The 18,338-nt window shown below is 61.5% G+C and carries 15 protein-coding genes; 5 read left to right on the top strand and 10 right to left on the bottom strand.

Annotation, left to right across the window (positions count from 1 at the left end; genetic code table 11):
- Positions 1-101: 101 nt before the first annotated feature.
- Together groL and groES are read right to left on the bottom strand one after the other, a co-directional pair.
- Positions 102-1,691, bottom strand: a complete 1,590-nt coding sequence (groL, locus tag D8M23_RS00225; protein WP_126852978.1) for a chaperonin GroEL — start codon at positions 1,689-1,691, stop codon at positions 102-104.
- Between the two features lie 119 nt (positions 1,692-1,810).
- Positions 1,811-2,098 carry a co-chaperone GroES gene (gene groES, locus D8M23_RS00220; protein ID WP_006888719.1) on the bottom strand — a complete coding sequence of 96 codons (288 nt, stop codon included), beginning with the start codon at positions 2,096-2,098 and terminating at the stop codon, positions 1,811-1,813.
- 249 nt (positions 2,099-2,347) lie between these two features.
- On the opposite strand from groES, the gene D8M23_RS00215 reads away from it, so the two are divergent.
- A complete protein-coding gene (locus tag D8M23_RS00215; protein WP_238693712.1) occupies positions 2,348-3,736 on the top strand; it encodes a class I SAM-dependent methyltransferase in 1,389 nt (462 codons plus the stop codon).
- A gap of 302 nt (positions 3,737-4,038) precedes the next feature.
- Positions 4,039-5,187, top strand: a complete 1,149-nt coding sequence (locus D8M23_RS00210) for a glutamate--cysteine ligase (RefSeq protein ID WP_023134197.1) — start codon at positions 4,039-4,041, stop codon at positions 5,185-5,187.
- Positions 5,188-5,313: 126 nt separating this feature from the next.
- On the opposite strand, the gene D8M23_RS00205 is transcribed toward D8M23_RS00210, so the two are convergent.
- The 6 genes from D8M23_RS00205 to alr all read right to left on the bottom strand — a co-directional run bounded on the left by D8M23_RS00205 (position 5,314) and on the right by alr (position 11,664).
- Positions 5,314-6,882 (bottom strand): cutinase family protein, encoded by a 1,569-nt coding sequence (locus tag D8M23_RS00205; RefSeq protein ID WP_126852974.1) that lies wholly within the window; start codon positions 6,880-6,882, stop codon positions 5,314-5,316.
- Between the two features lie 234 nt (positions 6,883-7,116).
- A complete protein-coding gene (gene tsaD / locus D8M23_RS00200) occupies positions 7,117-8,217 on the bottom strand; it encodes a tRNA (adenosine(37)-N6)-threonylcarbamoyltransferase complex transferase subunit TsaD (protein ID WP_126852972.1) in 1,101 nt (366 codons plus the stop codon).
- Positions 8,214-8,807, bottom strand: a complete 594-nt coding sequence (rimI, locus tag D8M23_RS00195) for a ribosomal protein S18-alanine N-acetyltransferase (RefSeq protein ID WP_126852971.1) — start codon at positions 8,805-8,807, stop codon at positions 8,214-8,216. The genes tsaD and rimI overlap by 4 nt, the downstream gene beginning before the upstream one ends.
- A complete protein-coding gene (gene tsaB / locus D8M23_RS00190; RefSeq protein ID WP_126852969.1) occupies positions 8,807-9,667 on the bottom strand; it encodes a tRNA (adenosine(37)-N6)-threonylcarbamoyltransferase complex dimerization subunit type 1 TsaB in 861 nt (286 codons plus the stop codon). Before tsaB ends, rimI begins: the two co-directional genes overlap by 1 nt.
- Positions 9,668-9,754: 87 nt before the next feature.
- Positions 9,755-10,348 (bottom strand): tRNA (adenosine(37)-N6)-threonylcarbamoyltransferase complex ATPase subunit type 1 TsaE, encoded by a 594-nt coding sequence (tsaE, locus tag D8M23_RS00185; protein WP_126852967.1) that lies wholly within the window; start codon positions 10,346-10,348, stop codon positions 9,755-9,757.
- Positions 10,348-11,664: an alanine racemase gene (gene alr / locus D8M23_RS00180; protein ID WP_126852965.1), complete on the bottom strand. Its 1,317-nt coding sequence runs from the start codon at positions 11,662-11,664 to the stop codon at positions 10,348-10,350. The genes tsaE and alr overlap by 1 nt, the downstream gene beginning before the upstream one ends.
- 272 nt (positions 11,665-11,936) lie before the next feature.
- Between alr and D8M23_RS00175 the strand changes: the two genes are divergently transcribed.
- From D8M23_RS00175 to D8M23_RS00165, 3 genes are all read left to right on the top strand, one after another.
- Positions 11,937-13,217: a glycosyltransferase gene (locus D8M23_RS00175; RefSeq protein ID WP_174234592.1), complete on the top strand. Its 1,281-nt coding sequence runs from the start codon at positions 11,937-11,939 to the stop codon at positions 13,215-13,217.
- Between the two features lie 54 nt (positions 13,218-13,271).
- Positions 13,272-14,060 (top strand): phosphatase, encoded by a 789-nt coding sequence (locus tag D8M23_RS00170; protein ID WP_126852964.1) that lies wholly within the window; start codon positions 13,272-13,274, stop codon positions 14,058-14,060.
- Positions 14,061-14,546: 486 nt separating this feature from the next.
- On the top strand, positions 14,547-16,007 hold the full coding sequence (locus D8M23_RS00165; RefSeq protein ID WP_238693711.1) for a sugar transferase: 1,461 nt from the start codon (positions 14,547-14,549) through the stop codon (positions 16,005-16,007).
- Between the two features lie 105 nt (positions 16,008-16,112).
- On the opposite strand, the gene D8M23_RS00160 is transcribed toward D8M23_RS00165, so the two are convergent.
- Positions 16,113-17,693, bottom strand: a complete 1,581-nt coding sequence (locus D8M23_RS00160; RefSeq protein ID WP_126852962.1) for a bifunctional ADP-dependent NAD(P)H-hydrate dehydratase/NAD(P)H-hydrate epimerase — start codon at positions 17,691-17,693, stop codon at positions 16,113-16,115.
- 33 nt (positions 17,694-17,726) lie between these two features.
- A complete protein-coding gene (locus D8M23_RS00155) occupies positions 17,727-18,170 on the bottom strand; it encodes a holo-ACP synthase (protein WP_126852960.1) in 444 nt (147 codons plus the stop codon).
- Positions 18,171-18,338: the final 168 nt, after the last annotated feature.

Raw genomic sequence — 18,338 nt, 5'->3', positions numbered from 1 at the left:
TCGGTGCGCCGCCTGGGGTGAGCCGGACCCAGAGGCATCAGCAGGGTGAATAAGCCTGTGCCCCGCGAACCGTAATCCGCGGGGCACAGGCTTTTATGAGGTTATTCGTCCTCGTCGTCCTCTTCGGGCTTGTTCACCACCAGGGTCTCAGTGGTGAGCACCAGTGCTGCAATGGAGGATGCGTTCTGCAGCGCCGAGCGAGTGACCTTCACCGGGTCGATCACGCCCGCCTGGAACAGGTCCTCATACTCGCCGGTTTTGGCGTTAAAGCCGTGACCGGCGGGCTGCTCAGCAACCTTCGCGGCCACCACGTAACCGTCATAACCGGCGTTTTCGGCAATCCAACGCAGCGGCTGCACCAGGGCGCGGCGCACAATCTGCACGCCCACGTTCGCGTCGTGACTGTCGAGTTCAAAACCGTCAAGCGATTTCAGGGCGTGAACCAGCGCCGAACCGCCGCCGGATACGATGCCTTCTTCAAGAGCCGCGCGGGTAGAAGACACAGCGTCTTCGATGCGGTGCTTACGTTCCTTAGCCTCAACCTCGGTTGCCGCACCCACCTTGATCACGCCCACGCCACCGGCGAGTTTCGCTAGGCGTTCCTTGAGCTTCTCGCGGTCCCATTCGGACTCTACGGCCTCGATCTCTCGGCGCAGTTGCTGCACACGGTCTTCAACCGCTTCCTTGCCGCCGCCGCCGTCCACAATCGTGGTGGTGTTCTTGGTGACGGTCACCCGGCGCGCCGAACCGGTTTCTTCGAGAGTTGCCTGAGCCAGGTCGATACCCAGTTCGGGGGTAATCACGATGCTGCCGGTCAGAATGGCGAGATCCTGCATAATAGCCTTGCGGCGATCGCCGAATCCGGGAGCCTTAAGCGCCACAACGTCGAGAGTTCCGCGGAGCTTATTCACCACGAGGGTAGACAGCGCTTCACCATCAACGTCTTCGGCGATAATGGTCAGCGGTTTCTTCGCCTGTACAACCTTCTCCAACAGGGGCATAATCTCGGCAACCGTGGAGATCTTACCCTGGTAGAGCAGAATGAGGCTATCTTCAAGAACCGCTTCGCCGCGCTCGGCATCGGTCACGAACGAAGGCGAAAGGTAGCCCTTGTCGAACTGCATACCCTCGGTAATGTCAAGCTCAATCTCGGTAGACGAGCCGTCTTCAATGGTAATGACGCCGTCCTGACCGACCTTCTCAAAAGCAGATGCCAAGAGCTCGCCGATCTGGTCGGACTGAGCCGAAATAGCAGCAACATGTGCAACTTCTGGGCCCTGTACCTCGCGGGCATCCTGAAGCAGACGCTCCGAGACCTTCTCAACGGCGGCCTCAATACCGCGCTTCACCTCCGCGGGTGCCGCACCGCTTGTTACGTTGCGCAGCCCCTCATTCACGAGTGCCTGCGCCAGTACGGTTGCGGTGGTCGTACCGTCACCGGCAACGTCGTTCGTCTTGGTGGCTACCTCTTTAGCGAGCTGCGCACCCAGGTTTTCGTAGGGGTCTTCCAGTTCGACTTCACGGGCGATGGAGACGCCATCGTTCGTAATAACCGGTGCGCCCCACTGCTTATCAAGCACCACGTTACGCCCGCGCGGGCCGAGGGTAACCTTCACCGTGTCGGCAAGCTTATCAACACCGGCCTGCAGGGATTTGCGGGCGGCATCATTGAATTCAAGCTGTTTAGCCATGAATTTCGTTACTCCTTATATGGCTGTTCTTCTGGTACGCCCACCGGTAAGTACCGTGCGGGCCCAGCTACGCGGATGCGCCGCCAGGGTGTGGCGGCGCATCCGGTTACTTCACGAAATTAGTCGACGATCGCCAGAACGTCACGGGCGGAAAGGATCAGGTACTCTTCACCCTGGTACTTCACCTCGGTACCGCCGTAGCGGGAGAACACCACAACGTCGCCTTCAGCAATATCAACGGGAACACGGTTGCCCTTATCGTCGATGCGGCCGGGGCCTACAGCCACCACGCGAGCCTCCTGAGGCTTTTCCTTGGCGGTTTCGGGAATAACCAGACCGGATGCGGTGGTCTGCTCAGCCTGCTCTAGTTTGACAACAACTCGGTCTTCGAGGGGCTTAATTGCCATGAGAGGTTTTCTCCTTATGCATTACATTCTTAAGGTGTTTTCGCCGGCGTGATAGCGCGTTTTTTCTGCGCCCGCCAGAGCACTAGTTCAACTTTAGAATCCCGCCGCGCACCGGTCAAGAAAGACCCGCCGCGTTCGGCGGCATTTCGCGCAAGGGGGAATGCGCACAGACCGATACGGCCACCACCCCACGTTCTGCATCACACCGGGCATGACCCTGCGGCGCACAGGCACACTACACTTGAAGATATGGCAGATTTCACCGCATCCGGCGCGCCGCTGGGTTTCACGAACCCACCCGTGCCGCCTTTCACCCCGCAGTCGCTACAGGCCGCTGATGAGCTGTACCCCTATGATCCTTCCCGTTCCCTCACCGATGCCGCTGCCTTACGTGCACAAGGTTTTACGCCTGAGGAGTCGGCAGCCATCCTGACCCTGGTAAAAACCCGCACCCGCGCCGAGGCCAAATTCGGCGAGCGCGCCCGCCATCTGCTGCTGACGGAGGAGGGCTTTGAGCAGTCCACCCGCTCCCCTGTTGCCCGGTACCATGCGCGGCGTTTTCTGAAAGCACAGGTGGGTTCGGTAGCCGATCTGGGGTGCGGTATTGGTGCGGATTCGGTGGCGTTCGCGTCCGCCGGTTTGGCAACTGTCTCGGTTGAGCGTGACCCCGTCACCGCCTCATTTGCGGCCCATAACCTGGCCTCATACGGGCAGTCGCGTGTGCTGGTGGGTGATGTGACGGACTATGAGCACGGGGCACTGTGTACAGCCGCTGGGGAGCCGGTGCAGGGTATCTGGTGCGACCCGGCACGCCGCGAGTTGGAGGGTGCGAAGAAGGCCCGTACCGAACGTATTTTTGATCCTGAGGCGTTCTCCCCACCGTTTTCGTTTGTGTTGTCCCTGGCACGGCTGGGCGTACCGATGGGGGTTAAACTTGGGCCAGGCACCGCGCATGAGGCGATCCCCTCCCCGGAGGATATTGCTGGTGCGGCGAACCTGCAGCCGCGTGTTGAGGCGCAGTGGGTGCAGCACGCCGGGTCTGTGGTTGAGCTGGTGCTCTGGTTTAATGCGGCGGCGCGTGAATCGGTGGCGCGGGCGGCAACAATTGTGGGGGATGCGGGCGAGGTGCTGGGCGAGATGACCTCCGCTGAGCCTCTTGGTGCGGCTGCACCGTTGGCGGCACCTGATGACGGTGCGGGGCTGCCGGTGGCGGGCGGGTACCTGTATGAGCCTTCCGGGGCTGTGATTCGGGCGCAGCTGGTGCATGATTTTGCGTGTGCGGTGGGTGCGCATCGTATTGACCCGCGTATCGCTTATCTTTCTGCTGAGCACCCGCTGCCAGCCTCATACGCGGAGTTCGCCGCCTGCTATGAGGTGCTTGAGCGGGTTCCGGTGGGTCAGAAGCAGCTAAAACGTTGGGTGCGTGAGCACGGTATTAACGCCGTGACCATCAAAAAACGCGGGGTGGATATTGTGCCTGAGAAGCTGCGGGCGGCCCTGCTGGCTGGGGTGAAAAAGAAGAAGGGCGAGTATAAGCCTGCGACCCTGGTTTTTACCCGCGTTGGCGGCTCTGGTGAGGATGCTGCGCGGACGGAGCATGTGGGCTGGTGGGTGCGGCCGCTGGGCGTGGCGGAGTGAACCAGGTGGTCTCACCGGAGCGGGCTGGTTTGCTGGCCCGTATAAGGTGCAGGTGGTGCGTGCAGTAGGATGAGCCGGTGGCGGTTTCACCCTGTATAGGGTTCTGTGCGGGGCTGCCGCTTGGGTGCATCCGTTATCTGAGACGCGGGTCTTTGCGGTACCGAAAGAGCACCCGCGCCCGTGTTACACACTGTGACGCTGCGCCCAGCGGTACTGTCGTTTTTAGTCATACATTACCCAAATGGCGGTGAAAGTGAGCTGCACCGCGTAAAATAATTGCAGTTGTCACCGTCAGGAGAGAAATGGTAGCTTTTGCCCACTCGCCCCAGTCCACAATCGGCGTGGAGTGGGAGCTCGCGCTGACCAATAAAACAGATGGCGAGCTCGCCCCGCGTGCCGAGCAGGTGCTGGCACGCCTGGGTGAGCGGCACCCGCATCTGCTGGTTCCCTCGACCGAGTCGGTGCATGTGACCGGCGAATTTTTGAATAATACCCTGGAGGTTATTACCGGGGTGTGCACCACCGTCGCCGAGTCGTGCCGTCAGCTTGCTGAAGCCGTCGACGCGCTGCGACCTATCTGTGATGAGCTGGGCCTGGACTTTTTCTGCGCGGGAACTCACCCGTATTCTCGGTGGGCGCAGCAGACGGTGGTTAATAAGGACCGCTACCAGCGGGTGGTGAACCGTGCCCAGTACTGGGGCCGGCACATGATCATTTTTGGGGTGCATGTGCATGTGGGTGTTGATTCGCCGCAGAAGGCCCTGGCGGTGGTGGATGCGCTCACTAACTACTGCCCGCACCTGCTGGCGCCCTCGGTGTCGTCGCCGTTCTGGGAGGGTATTGACACCGGGTACGCTTCGCACCGCACCATGCTGTACCAGCAGCTGCCCTCGAATGGGCTGCCGTTTTCTTTTCAGACGTGGGAGCAGTACTCGGCGTATCTTGATTCGCAGGTGGCGACCGGCGCTATTGAAGATGTGAGCGAGGACCGGTGGGATGTGCGGCCTGTACCGCACTACGGCACAGTCGAGATGCGCTACTGCGACGGTTTGGCGTCTTTGCCGGATGTGGCCGGTATTGTGGCGCTCACCCAGTGTTTGGTGGAGTATTTTTCACGCCGGTTTGATGCGGGTGAGCGGGTGCAGGTGCTGGACCCGTGGCATGCCCAGGAGAATAAGTGGCGTGCGGCCCGGTACGGGCTGGATGCGCAGGTGGTGGTTTCTAACGAGCCGCAGGTTCGCCCGCTGCGGGATGAGCTGAAGGATCTTCTGGATATGCTGCGGCCGGTCGCTGAGGATTTGGAGTGCCTGCCCGAACTGGAGCAGATGCGGCGTATCCTCACTGAGGGTACTGGCGCCGACAGGCAGCGGCGTGTCTTGGCGCAGACCGGGTCGTTCCGTGAGGTGATGCGTGATCTTGCGGAGCAGGCAAAGCAGCCGCCGCTACGGTAGCCCGTTTCCCTTACACTGCGCGCAGCGCACCCCGGTTCAGGCATTACCAGAAGGAATACACAGAGTACTCCGCAGGGTACGCCAGCGGGGAGCAGCCGCGCGCAGAGAGCCGAAAAGAGGCTGCGGCTAGGCTGCCGCCTCTGCGGGAACAGACCCACCAGGTACGGAAGAACCGCCAGGAGCAGACCCGCCGGGAGTGCTGCCGCCCTGAGCCTTAAACGTGAAGGTTTTCACCTCACCCGCTATGCCCTGCGCCGAGACGGGAGCCACCCCGATCTCTACATCGCGGGAGGCATCCAGCCCCGTCACAACAGCCTCAGCGGTATTGGAAGTGTACACCCCAACGGGGAACCCGTTTACGGTGATCTGCCAACCAAGTTCAGGTGCTTTCGCAGCACTCCAACGCAGGGTCGCCTCGGTGCCGTTGCGTTCCCCGCTCACTGTGGCCGCAGCCTCCGGCAGTGTCGGGATGCCGGTGGTGGTGCCCGCGTGCACCGTCACTTGCCGTTCGGTCACCGCACCCTTGCTGTCGGTGGCGCGCACCTTCACGGTGTAGTCACCCTGCGCCGAGTAGGAGTGCTCCATTACGGCCGCGCCATCGTGTGTCTCGTACACGCCGTCGCCGTCAATATCCCAGTCCCAGCGCACAATTTTTGAGCCCGCCGAGTAGGATGCTCCCGCGTCAAGGCGTACCGTGTGCCCCACGGGGGCGTAGTACTCATCCGCTGGCAGGTTCACAACCGGGCCGCTACCGGCGGGGGTCAGCCGAGCGGCGGCATCTTCCACACCCCGCCGCTGACCCACACGTGAGAAGGCTTCCCGCAGGGCCTCATCAATCGGCCCGTTTGCCTGTGCGTACAGCATGTGCCCGTTTTCACGACTGAACCCCATGAGCACCTTCGTGGAGCCGCACACGTAGTCGTTGGCCAGGCACCATGAGCCGGTGTTCTGCTCCCCTGCGGGCAGGTAGGGGGTGCGCGCCCCTAAGGATCCTTGCGCGGTTGCGGGTGCGGGACTTTGCCGCCGCCACGGCGAAATTCCCCGCCCGTCAAAGACGGGGTGTTCTCCCGCCACGGACCGCCCTTCGGGAAGGTTCAGTTTGGGGTCACCAAAGAACGCATTAAAAGCTACCTTGCTGCGTTGTTCATCTGTGAGCTGCCCATACACGTCCCCCATCACCTGCGCACCCTGGGAGTAGCCGCCCAGAACGTACTGGCTGTTGGGGCACTGGCTCATACGCTGCTGCAGGTACCCCACCCCTTCCCGCACGCCCTCGTTCACGCTCTGCTCGTAGGAGAAGTACCGGCTGCCCTCGGCCTTATACCCCGCGTTCAGTAGGGAGGTGAATCCTTGAATCGGGTGGGCCGGGTAGTGGGCACCATTAATATGGCGTGTGCCCAGTTCGTAGAAGTTTTGGGTCAGACCTAGTGTCTGCGCATTGGATGCGGCAAGTTCTTTGACATGTTTCGCCTCTTTGACATGTTTCGCCTTGTCCGCTTTCTGCTCACCGACCGCCTCGGACTCCACATCCGCTAGGAGAGGCTGCCCGGAGCCGCGCGCAAAAACAACCTCAACATCTTGGCAGGGTGCCTGCTGGTTTTCATCATCCGCCACGGCGGGAGCTGTGGTGATACACGAGGCCGCCACGATACTCACTGCTGAGAGGGCTGTGCCTAGCTTCCTCATCATTTTCATGTGGTTACACTCCTTAAACACGCCAAACGCGCAGGAAAATACAATATAAACCTTAGATTTATCATTAATGAGCGTTTAAGAAGAATTGTAACCTTAAAGGTACTGACATGGGCTTTTATAACCGTTGTGGGTTAAGATGAATATTTCACTTGAAGGTTTTTTCAACTAGCGGCATGTGGTACCCACACCACCCGCACACGTGCCTGTGCTGGCAACAGACAGCAGAACACGGGTCTACAGGCAGACCGTCGTCACCGGAAGCGATGAATCCGCGGTAAACCCGACCCCCGAAGGCTCACGCCCAGCCGCCACCAGCTGCGCCCCAAGGGCCGCAACCATCGCCCCGTTATCTGTGCACAGGGTGAACTTGGGAATAATCAGGCGCACCCCCGCAGAAGCGCACCGTGCCGCCAGCAGCTGCCGCAGCCGCGAATTCGCCGCCACGCCCCCGCCCAGCAGCAGAGTATCCATCCCCTGCTCGGTGCAGGCAAGCGTCGCTTTTTTCGTAATAACATCCACCACAGCCTCTTGGAAAGACGCCGCAATATCAGCCACCGGAACCGTCTCGCCGCGCGCGGTGAGCCCCTCAACTACGCGCGCAACCGCCGTTTTCAGGCCCGAAAACGAAAAATCGTAGCGGTGCTGACCCGGCTCTTCGGCGCTTCCCATGAATTTACGCGCCGAGAGCCCCCGCGGGAAAGTGAACGCCGTGCGGTCACCATCCTTCGCAGCACGATCAATAGCGGGGCCGCCCGGGTAGTCAAGCCCCAGCAGGCGCGCAACCTTATCGTATGCCTCCCCCGCGGCATCATCCAGGGTAGCCCCCAGCAGGCGCACATCCGATGTAATGTCACGCACCTGCAAAATCTCGGTGTGCCCGCCCGAGACCAGCAACGCCCCCAGCCCGCCAGCTTCGGCGTTCTGCAGCAGGCGCGCCCCGTCACTGGTGCCGTTATCGTCCAGAAGCCCCACCCCAACATGCGCCACCAGGTGGTTAATCCCATACAACGGTTTGCCGGTGGCCACCGCGAGCGCTTTCGCCGCCGCCACACCCACCATGAGCGCCCCGGCCAGTCCCGGGCCAGCGGTCACGGCGATCGCATCAATATCACCAAGGCTCACTCCCGCCTCAGTCAGGGCCTTCTCCAAGGCCGGGAGCATGGCCTCCAGATGCGCACGGGAAGCGATTTCTGGGATAACACCACCGAACCGCACGTGCTCTTCCATGGAGGAGGAGATGGTGTTGGTCAGAAGTTTCGAGCCGCGAACAATACCGATGCCGGTCTCGTCGCAGGAGGATTCGATGCCCAGAACGAGTGGTTCAGTAGCTGTCATGGGGTGCTGTCCTTTGCAGTGTGCGGTGCTGTGGGGTGTTCACCGGTGGCGGGTGGGTGTACGGTCGCCACCGGCACGGTGGGTGCCGTGAGTTCTTTGAGCATAATGAGCGCGTCAGTGCCGTCGTCGTAGTAGCGGGGCCGCACGTGAATACGCGTGTACCCGTTACGCCGGTAGAGTCGTTGGGCGCGCGGGTTGTCGGCGCGCACCTCCAGCAGGATGCGTTCGGCCCCCTGCTGGCGGGAGCGGGTGTGCATGGTCTCTAGCATGGCGCGGCCGTACCCGTTCCCTTCATGCTCGGGCAGCACGGCAATGGTCTGCACATCGGCGGTATCGCCCACGACCATCACCCCGCAGTAGCCGATAATGCTGGGGCCAGAGCCGGTGCCATGCTCGAGCACATAGTAGCTGCGGGTGGGGTGCCCTACTTCGGCCAGGAACATGTCAAGAGCCCAGGCGTCTGCCGGGAAAAGCCGGGTTTCAAGGGTGTGCAGGTCGGGCACGTCCTGCAGCTGTGCGGCCCGCAGGGTAGTGTCTTCCCCCAGGCGGGTGGGCAGCTGCGGTTCCGGGTGGTCTGAGGTCGGCGACATTACTGCTCCCGTGCGGGTGCTGCTGGGGCGGGCTGCTGCCCGCGTGTTTTCTGTGGCTTGCCTGTATTCTGCTGCCCATGCGGGGGCTGGGCGCTGGCGGTGCGGGCAAGCATGGCAGCCGGTACTTTCGCATCCGATTCACGCAGGTACAGCGCCTGCGTATCGCGGCTGAGATTTTTTACCCCGCACCGCGCCGCAGCTTTCACCAAGTCCGCTGCGGTGGGGTGCAGGTGGGCGTAGTCTTTGAGCACATTCCAGCCGGAGGCGGCCAGTGCCTCGGTGTACAGCCCAGCCCCGTACCCTAGTGCGGGTGCGGCGGGATCTGACGGATCGTATGCGGGTGCATGGGTCTGGTGGGCGGGCCCAACCGACGGGCCCGAGGCGAGCGAATAGCCATTCTCAGTGACGGCAAAAAGCGCACAGTAGATTTCACGGCGGCGGGCATCCGAGGCAACTAGCGTCTCAACCGCCGCCCGGTTCATACCGCTATTGGCCGCCGTCCGGGAGTCACGGAAAGCACCGTCAGCGAACGCTCGTTCTACTATGGCAGTCAGGCTCATAAGCCCATATACGGGTTTATTCCAAGCAAACCCGAGAGTGCGGGCGGTCATAATACCGGCGCGCAACCCGGTGAACGGGCCCGGCCCGGTGCCGGTGAGCACCGCATCCACGGCGGCGCCGTCCAGCCCCGTATCGGCTAAAACCTGTGCAGCGTAGGGGGCCATCACCTCGGCGTGGGAGCGGGTGTCTTCGCTCTCGTAACTGGCGAGAATCTCTGCGCTCGCACCCGGTGCGTCACTGTCGATGCGGGCAAGCGCTACGGATGCGGTAGCTGATGAATCAAGGGCAAGTACTAGCACCCATCAATTCTAACGCGCCCGCCGCCCCAGTCAGCAGAGCGTGCACTGCCGGTCTTTGTGCACCTGCTCCCCTGAATGGTGTGAACGTTACGCCTGCTGCAGGGCGCGGTACAGTTCATGTGCAGCGTGCCCCTCCCAGCGGGGCCCAATGGCGCGCACCCGCAGCAGGCGGGCCTCCGGGGTGTCTGTGTCTGCGTGATCCTGCGCGTCCCAGTCGAATTCGCCCTGCTCCCTGGTGGCGTATTCCAGGGCCGTGTGGGCGCCGTGCAGCCGGGTAAAGTCCAGTTCCAGGCGTGAATCGCTCAGGTGCTCGGCCTTGCCGCGCCCCCATTCGATAACAGTCACCGAGGTGTCCAGGGAAAACTCCAGGTCGAGGTCGTCAAGTTCTTCGGCGCTTGAGAGCCGGTAGGCGTCCACATGCACCAGGTCAGGCCCGCCAGCTCTGGGACCGTCCGGCAGGTTAGGGTGCACGCGTGAGAGCACGAATGTGGGCGAAATAACCCCTTCACGCACGCCAAGCCCCTCCCCTAATGAGCGGGTAAATGTGGTTTTCCCAGCCCCCAGCTCACCCGAGAGCAGCAGCACATCCCCGGCGCGCAGCATCCGGGCGAGGGCGTGGGCGAGTCGGCGCGTGTGCGCCGGGTCTGTCACCTCAAGGTCTATAGCCTCAGCGGCGTGCATTACTGTGCACCTTCGGGGACACTGGTGTCTATGTCTTTGAGCGCTTCGTCCAAGGAGTGCAGCACATCAATTTCGCGTTCGATCCAGGTGCCGCCGCTATAGATACGGATCACGCGTGAAGAGATGCGGGTAACAACCTCATAGTTAATGGTCTCGGAGGCCTCAGCCCACTCCTCCACGGGCGGGTTGGGGCTGGCACCGAACAGGACCGCCCGCGCACCCAGGTAGCCAAGTTCCGGGTTGGAAAGCCCCGGCTCGCCAAGGTCTACCACCAGCTGGTCCATGGCGATGCGGCCAACCACACGGTAGGTTTTCGCCTCGGCGTCCCGCGGGTAAATACGCACCGGGGCGTTCGCGGCAATGCGCGGCACACCGTCGGCGTAGCCGAGCGGGATGAGCGCGAGGGTGGTGGGCTTGTCGGTGGTGTACCGCAGCCCGTACGAAACGCCCTGCCCGGCGGGTACCTCCTTGACGGCGCTCACATACCCGGTGAGGGTCATGACGGGGCGCAGCCCCAGCTGCTGAGCGTTCACCCCCGCCAACGGTGAAAGCCCGTAGATAGCCAGCCCGCAGCGGACAGCATTACCAAGCACAGCCTCAGGGGTGTTGTACTCTTCGGATGCTCCGGTGAGGGTGGCGGGGCTGTTCGCCAAGTGGATGAGGTCGGGGGTGAGCCCGGCGGCGCGGGCGGCGGCTACGAATTTATTAAACTTCTCGGTTTGCTGCGCGGTCTCGGCGCGTTCGGGTTCATCGGCCACGGCGAAGTGCGTAAAAATGCCCTCCACTCGGATCAGCCCGGCGGCTTCAAGCTCGGCGGCGCGGGAGATAAGGGCAGGCCATTCGGTGTCGGTGGAGCCGTTACGGCCCAGCCCGGTATCGGCCTTAAGGTGCACTATGGCACGCATGCGCAGTTTGGCTGCGGCAATGGCGATCGCTTCCAAATCCCAGCCAGATACACCCAGGCGAACATCTGCTTCGATGGCTTCCTCAAAGTCGGTGCGAGGTGTGTGGAGCCACGCAATAATGGGTGCCTCTATACCTTCGGAACGCAGCTCAAGAGCTTCGGAGACGTGCACCACCGCGAGCATGTCGGCGCCCGCTTCAAGAACGGAACGGGCAACCGGGTAGGCGCCGTGCCCGTAGGCGTCGGCTTTGACAACGGCAATGAGCTGCCGCTCACCAATACGGTGTTTGAGGGTGCGCACGTTATGTTCAACAGCGCTCAGATCGATAATGGCGGCTCGTTCGGCTTCGCCGGGTTGCAGCTGGACGTTGGCGATGGGGGTTCCGGGAATGGCGCTTTCGGGGGTGTTCATTCTCTGTACCTCGGTTTAGTTGTGCCTTTAGGTGACCTGCTGGGCGGTGTACGCCGGTGTCTTTACATTTTATCGTGGACTCCCCCCGGCGGTCATACGCCCTAGTCACCGCGTTTTTCAGGGTTTTTCTACCGTGCGGGGTTTCTTCCATCATGCACAATACGGCTGGGCGGAGTGTAAGTGCTGGCTGTGCGCTGGCTATGTGCCGGTATGCCGTCTTGGGTGCAGGTGTTCTTTGGGATGGGTGCGTTGCGGCGCGGTAGACTGTGCGAGTGAGTATTTCAATCCCGCCCTCCTGCGTTTCCTCTGAGACCGCCGCCCGCGTGGTGCATGTTTTTTCAATGCACACCGACCCGTTTGCTCAGCCTGGCAGCGGCGATGCCGGGGGCATGAATGTGTACATTGCGCGTTCGGTGGAGGCAATGCTCGCCGCCGACCCCACCCTGCGTATTGAGGTTTTTACCCTGGATTTTGGGGATGGGGCGGCAGAGCGCTCGGCGGCCCCTGAGCATCCGCGGTGTCGCGTGCACTATGTGCCGGTTTCGGGAACGCGCGGGGCCACGAAGAATGATTTGCCGAAGTTCACCGGCGGTTTTGCGCAGGCGGCGGTGGAGGCGGCACAGTGGGCACCGCAGCTGATCCACGCGCACTATTGGCTTTCGGGTGTTGCCGCGCTAAGCGCTGCGGCACACTATGCAACAGCCACCGCAGGCAGCAGAACGAACGTTCCGGTTCTTTTTACCCCGCATACTACGGCGGCGGCGAAGGATGCGCATCGTGGTGCCAACGAGCCTGCGGAGCCGGGGTACCGGCGAGCTGAAGAGGGCCGCATTATTGCCGAGGCAAACCTCATTATCGCGAACACCCCGGTTGAGGCCGACCAGCTGCAGGGGTACTACGGGGCTGACCCTTCACGGCTGCGGGTGATTACTCCGGGGGTTGATACGAGTATTTTCTGCCCCGTTGCGGGCGTACACGCCGAGAATGAGGGGTCGGATACTCGCTCCCGTATCGTTTTTGCGGGCAGGCCCCAGCCGCTTAAAGGCCCGCACCTGCTGGTCGAGGCACTGGGGCTGCTCCCTGATGACCTGCTGGTTGAACTCGATATTATTGGCCGTTCCAACTCCGACTATGAACAGCTGCTCCTTCAGCGCGCCGCGCAGCTGCAGGTGGCGGACCGGGTGCATTTACGGCCCCCTGTTCCGGCGAGTGAGCTGGCGCAGATCTTCCGGCGGGCCGATATTGTGGCTTCCCCGTCCTCATCCGAGTCGTTCGGGCTGGTGGCTTTAGAGGCTCAGGCCGCTGGTGCGGCGGTGCTGGCCTCCGACGTTGATGGGCTGAGGTATGCGGTCGAGAACCATGTCTCCGGTTTACTGGTAGCCCCGCGTACCCCGCAGCATTGGGCGGTGGCCATTGAGCGTATGGTTCGTGCCCCGCGGCTTCGGCTCACCCTGGGGGCGCAGGCGGCGGCGCGGGCGCGCTCCTTCAGCTGGGAGGCTACGGCACAGAAAACTCTGGCGGCGTATGCAGATGCGCTCTCCGCAGTGAGCTAACCGGCCGCGCTCGTCTCACCAGGGAACCCCATCTCCATTAGCTACACTGTACCCATGACATTCCCTATGACCCGGCACGAGTTCGCCGCTTACCTTGATTCCGCCCGTATCACGGGTGATGTTGCCACCCCACGCGAGAATAACCTTTCGCATATTCAAGGTTTCCTTGATCATAATGAGCACCTCGAATTCGGGGTGAACTGGTCAAAGGATTGGACCTACGACGAAGTTTTTGAAGTTATGGTACGCCGTGCTGGCCTGAACCCTGACCGCTCGCATATTCAGGGGCAAGATACGATTGGTTCCGCCCAGTGCATTGATGCTCTCGAAGAGTATGCCCGTATTTTTGGTGATGCGGTACGTGCCCGCCAGAAAATCCTGTTCGCCACCGGTCATCCCGCCGGGCTTTTCCCCATTTATGCTGAGCTGGCGCGCGTCGCCGAACGCGCCGAGGCCACGGTGCTGCGTATTGAGCAGGGTGAGCGGTTTTTGGACGGCGATATCCGCCAGATCATGGGTGTGGTGATGTTTGAGCAGTACGGGAACCTGCAGCACACGCATTTCCCCGGGCCGATGCGCATCGCCCTCGCCCAGCTTCGTGAGCGCGGCGAGCTGCCCGATCTTGTGGTTTCCGATCACGGGATGGCGGGGTATGCGGCATCGCAGCAGAAGCTGCCGACGCTCGGTATTGCCGACTGTAACGACCCGGGGCTGTTTATTGCCGCGGAGCAGGGTGATTTACCGGTGTGTGTTCCGATGGATGATAATGTTCCGCCGAATCGTTACGAACCGCTGATTGATTTTGTGCTCGACCGGGCTGAACTGACCGGTTTTCGTTCCTGACTCATGACTTATAAGCATGAGCGGATAGACTAAGAAGATGTACCAGCGCACCTCACGCACTGCTGCTTTTAGGCCCCTGCGGGCGCTGCCTGCCGCAGCGAGTACCCGCACCTGCCTTCCGCGCCAGCAGGCGTTATGCGGCGCTGTCTCCCCACCACACGCACGTCCTGTGACCGACTTCACTCAACTTAACGGGTTTTGTGTGAATATGCGCGGGCCTTGTAGCCCTAAAATAATGAGTGGATACGTTTTCGCTGACAGCCGACTGTTCTCTCGTTACCTGATCCTGCCCCGGCAGTGTTCGGCTTCTGAAACGCGTTTCCACTCACTCACACAAACACAGCACTGGCAAAAACAATAGGTTCACGCCGGGCGGGTCTGCCGCCACGGCGCGGAACCAGTCTATCGGCTCCACGGTCCGGGGAAGGTTATTGAATTTTGGGGATTCAAGACAACCTTAAGAAAATATGGGATAGCGCCTATGTCATGAAGAAAACCTGGCACACGAAAGTCGTGCACGCCCTGTACCTGGTTGATCTTATAGCGATCGTATTCTCCGTGGTGAGCGCGCACATTTTCCGGTTTGGCTTCGAGCAGGTGGATCTTCCCCCCATTAACCTCTGGCCGTTTAGCGTCATGGGCCGTGAATACATCCCGTTTGACTACATCACCCTAGATATCATCATGATCATCATGTGGTGGCTTTTCCTGCAATTTAACGGCTCCCGCAGTGTGCGGGTTCTGGGGTTCGGCACAGAGGAGTACCGGCTTGTCACGCGGGGCACCACCTACTGTTTCTGCATGATCATCATTGTCGCCTTCTTCTTGAAGGTGGAATTCACCCGCCTGTACATGCTGATTTCCTACCCGCTGGGCATTATCTCGCTGGCGTTTATGCGGTGGCTGCTGCGGCAGGGATTAGTGCGGTGGCGTAAAAGAGGCCGCGCGCTCACCCGCGTCCTTATTATCTCCGACGTCATCACCGGGCGTCACCTGCACCAGGCGCTGGGGAGCGTGATCGCCTCCGGGCTGTGCCCCACCGCGTTCTACCTGCCGGGCCTTCCCCAGGGCACGGTTGTTGCTGGCGATAACCTGCCGGTGCTGGGGTACAGCACCGACCCCGCCAAGATTATGCAGGCGGTGCAGGAGAACAATATTCACATGGTGGCGGTCTCGAACGGCCACCACCTGACCCCCAACCAGATGAGGCAGCTGGGGTGGAAACTGGCTGATGCCCGCATCTCACTGATTATGGCCCCAGCCACCACCGACGTGGCGGGCCCGCGCATGCACATTCAGCCGCTGAACGGTCTGCCGCTGGTGCACGTCTCAACCCCGCGTATTACGGGCGCTTCGGCCTTCGCAAAACGCAGTATTGATGTGGTCTGCTCGGGTCTGGGGCTGCTGCTGCTTTCCCCGCTGTTCGCTATTGTGGCGCTCGTGGTGAAGAGCGATAGAGGCCCCGTGTTCTTCCTCCAGGAGCGTGTGGGTATTAAAGGCCAGCCGTTTAAGATGGTGAAGTTCCGGTCGATGCGCACCGACGCCGAAGAAATCAAAAAACAGCTGGCGGCGCAAAACGAGGGGCACGGACTGCTCTTTAAGATGGCGAACGACCCGCGAGTCACCCCGGTGGGGCGGTTTATCCGCAAATACTCGATCGATGAGCTACCGCAGCTGTGGAACGTGTTCAAGGGTGACATGTCACTGGTGGGCCCGCGTCCGCCGCTGCCTGAAGAGGTCGAAAAGTACGAGGAGATGGTGTACCGCCGTCTGCTGGTCAAACCCGGTATTACGGGGCTGTGGCAGGTTTCTGGCCGCAGCGACCTTTCTTGGGAAGAGTCGGTACGCCTCGACTTGTACTATGTGGAGAACTGGTCACTCACCACCGATTTCGTGATTTTAGCGCGCACAGTACGCGCCGTATTCGCCAAGGACGGGGCGTACTAAACATCACACACAAACGGCGTCTCTTACCGCCGCCGCAGACTAGGATGCTGTGCCTGCCAGCTGATATCAGCTGGCGGGCACAGCATTATTTTTTCTGTCTCACCGCTAGTACTCCAGCAGTTCTGCAATCGCCTGCGGCAGGCTCTGAACCACCCGTGTGGGCGGTACTGGGCCCCTGCGCCCACCCAATGAGGCGAGGGCCGCGCGGCCATGCAGGTACACAGCCAAAGCGGCAACACGCGCGTAGACGTCGTCCTCTAGCGGCGTGCCGCGCTGTGCAGCGGCGGCAACTTTCTGCGCCAATAGTGCCCCTAAAATACCGGTGAGAGTGTCTCCGCTGCCGGCAGTGGCCAACCAGGCGGTAGCCCCGCGCACACTGTAAACGGTGTCTGCGGGCGAGGCGATCAGGCTATACCCGCCTTTGAGCATAACGGTTGCCCCGGTAAGCGCGGCAGCGGTTTTCACCCACCGCAACGGCTGACGGGTAATATCGTCCCTGCTGGGGGCGGGGGTGTTCTGCATCAACTCGGCCCACCGCCCCGTCAGCCCGTTAGCGAGCGCCGCCAGCAGCCGCTGCAGCTCACCGGCGTGGGGGGTGAGTATTTTATGGGCGGTGAGGCGTTTACCGGTGAGCAAATACTCCGCCACGGTATCCACAGCCCCGGCGTCAAGTACCGCCGGTTCAGGGGCCTCAATGAGGTACCGGTTGGTAGGCTCGCTCGACGTGGTGCCGCTGCCCCCGGCCCAGGCGTGCACCTGCTGCTGGCGTGCAGGCCCGCTGAAACACACGGTTTCGGGATTGTGGGCAAGCATCAGGGCGTGTAATTTCTCGTCATTCACACCGAAGCGCACCATACCCACCCCGGTGTTAATGGCCGCATGAACACTCATGAGCGCCGCACCCGGGTATTCGGGTGTTCCGGTGAGCATCCCCAGCACTCCCCGCGTATATTTGTGTGATTCTACGGTGGGGGTCTCAAGCTCACGACGGTAATCTTTGGTCTCTAGCACCCGCAGCGCCGGTTCGGTGTTATCAAGGGCGTGCGGCACCCCCAGGGTGTGCAGCCGAATGCTGCCGCAGTGTTCGGCGGTGCCGGTGCCAGTTGGCAGCTTATGCCCAATGAAGGTGACGGTACGCACCGCCGCAAGGGACGGCTCATTCAGGGTGCCGTCGTTGCTGTCTACCCCACTGGGGATGTCACAGGCGATAACGGGCGGTAGTGTGCCCAGCTGCTGCAGGGACCGCAAATACCCCAGGTACTCCCCCGCTTCCCCGCGCACAGGCCCGCGCGCACCGGTGCCGAGGATCCCATCAATGATTAATGAGTAGTCGGAGATATTACGCAGGCTCTGCTCTGTGTGCAACACCCGGGTGCCTTCCCCAGCCTCACGGGCGATAAGCTCAAGGTTACGCCCCGTGGGGTCAAACAGCACCGCGTCAATACTGTACCCAAGCCGGTGCAGCCGCACCCCCGCATACACGGTGTCGGCACCGTTATTACCGGGCCCTACCAGCAGCAGCACACGCCCGCTGTGCGGCGGCGCCCCGTGGCTAACGAGGGTATCGTATGCTTCTTCGGCGAGCGCATCGGCGGCGCGCTGCATCAGGTAGCCGTTATAGTCGGGTGCCTGCACGTATGGCTTTTCGGCTTCGCGGATGCTTTCGCCGGTGTAGATGAGTTTCATGGCCTCTCCTTAGGCTGGTGCCCTCACACGTTTCTACGGTGTTTCGCCTGGGGGCTCTGGGGCGAGCACGGTAATGCGATAGCTTTCGGGGTTGAACCGGCGCAGGTGCTCCAGTTCGCTGGTGTTGAGGTATTCTGCGGTGGCGATAGCCACGGCCACAGGTTCGTCGTGAGTGAGGCTCAGGTGCAGGCGGTTAATGCCGAGCGAGCGGGCGCGGGCCGCGATGGTTCCGCTGACCACCAGGTAGGGCTGGCCGGATTCGGTGCTGGCTACTTCGCAGTCTTGCCAGCTGAGCCCGGCGGGTGCGCCGAGAACTTTGGCGAGGGCTTCTTTCGCGGCGAACCGTACGGCTTGGGAGCGTAGGTTGCGGGTGCGCTCGCTGGCGGTGAAGACGCGTCGCACGAAGGCGGGGGTTTCGGTCACTATCCGCTCGAATCGTTCGATATTGACGGTATCTACGCCGATGCCGATAATCATCTCTCACCTTCTTCCCGATGCGGTGTTTTATGTTAAGTCTAGCTAGGTTGTGTGGGTTTCAACAGGTTTCGCTTTGCTCTCAGCACCGCTGCAGACTATTTTTCCGGGTGTTGGGTGCCTACGAGGGCATGTAGCTGCAGCAGAGTGGGTTTCGGGCTGGTATAAGAA

It is taken from the genome of Rothia sp. HSID18067 (assembly GCF_003989445.1).
Taxonomy (GTDB): Bacteria; Actinomycetota; Actinomycetes; order Actinomycetales; family Micrococcaceae; genus Rothia; species Rothia aeria.
Note: the sequence above shows the minus strand (reverse complement) of the source record. Positions and strands in the feature narration are given on the sequence as shown.

Excerpts from the sequence above, each read along its gene's own strand:
- groL (WP_126852978.1), bottom strand. The coding sequence starts at position 1,691 with ATGGCTAAACAGCTTGAATTCAATGATGCCGCCCGCAAATCCCTGCAG.
- groES (WP_006888719.1), bottom strand. The coding sequence starts at position 2,098 with ATGGCAATTAAGCCCCTCGAAGACCGAGTTGTTGTCAAACTAGAGCAG.
- D8M23_RS00215 (WP_238693712.1), top strand. The coding sequence starts at position 2,348 with ATGGCAGATTTCACCGCATCCGGCGCGCCGCTGGGTTTCACGAACCCA.
- D8M23_RS00210 (WP_023134197.1), top strand. The coding sequence starts at position 4,039 with ATGGTAGCTTTTGCCCACTCGCCCCAGTCCACAATCGGCGTGGAGTGG.
- D8M23_RS00205 (WP_126852974.1), bottom strand. The coding sequence starts at position 6,882 with ATGAAAATGATGAGGAAGCTAGGCACAGCCCTCTCAGCAGTGAGTATC.
- tsaD (WP_126852972.1), bottom strand. The coding sequence starts at position 8,217 with ATGACAGCTACTGAACCACTCGTTCTGGGCATCGAATCCTCCTGCGAC.
- rimI (WP_126852971.1), bottom strand. The coding sequence starts at position 8,807 with ATGTCGCCGACCTCAGACCACCCGGAACCGCAGCTGCCCACCCGCCTG.
- tsaE (WP_126852967.1), bottom strand. The coding sequence starts at position 10,348 with ATGCACGCCGCTGAGGCTATAGACCTTGAGGTGACAGACCCGGCGCAC.
- alr (WP_126852965.1), bottom strand. The coding sequence starts at position 11,664 with ATGAACACCCCCGAAAGCGCCATTCCCGGAACCCCCATCGCCAACGTC.
- D8M23_RS00170 (WP_126852964.1), top strand. The coding sequence starts at position 13,272 with ATGACATTCCCTATGACCCGGCACGAGTTCGCCGCTTACCTTGATTCC.
- D8M23_RS00165 (WP_238693711.1), top strand. The coding sequence starts at position 14,547 with ATGAAGAAAACCTGGCACACGAAAGTCGTGCACGCCCTGTACCTGGTT.
- D8M23_RS00160 (WP_126852962.1), bottom strand. The coding sequence starts at position 17,693 with ATGAAACTCATCTACACCGGCGAAAGCATCCGCGAAGCCGAAAAGCCA.
- D8M23_RS00155 (WP_126852960.1), bottom strand. The coding sequence starts at position 18,170 with ATGATTATCGGCATCGGCGTAGATACCGTCAATATCGAACGATTCGAG.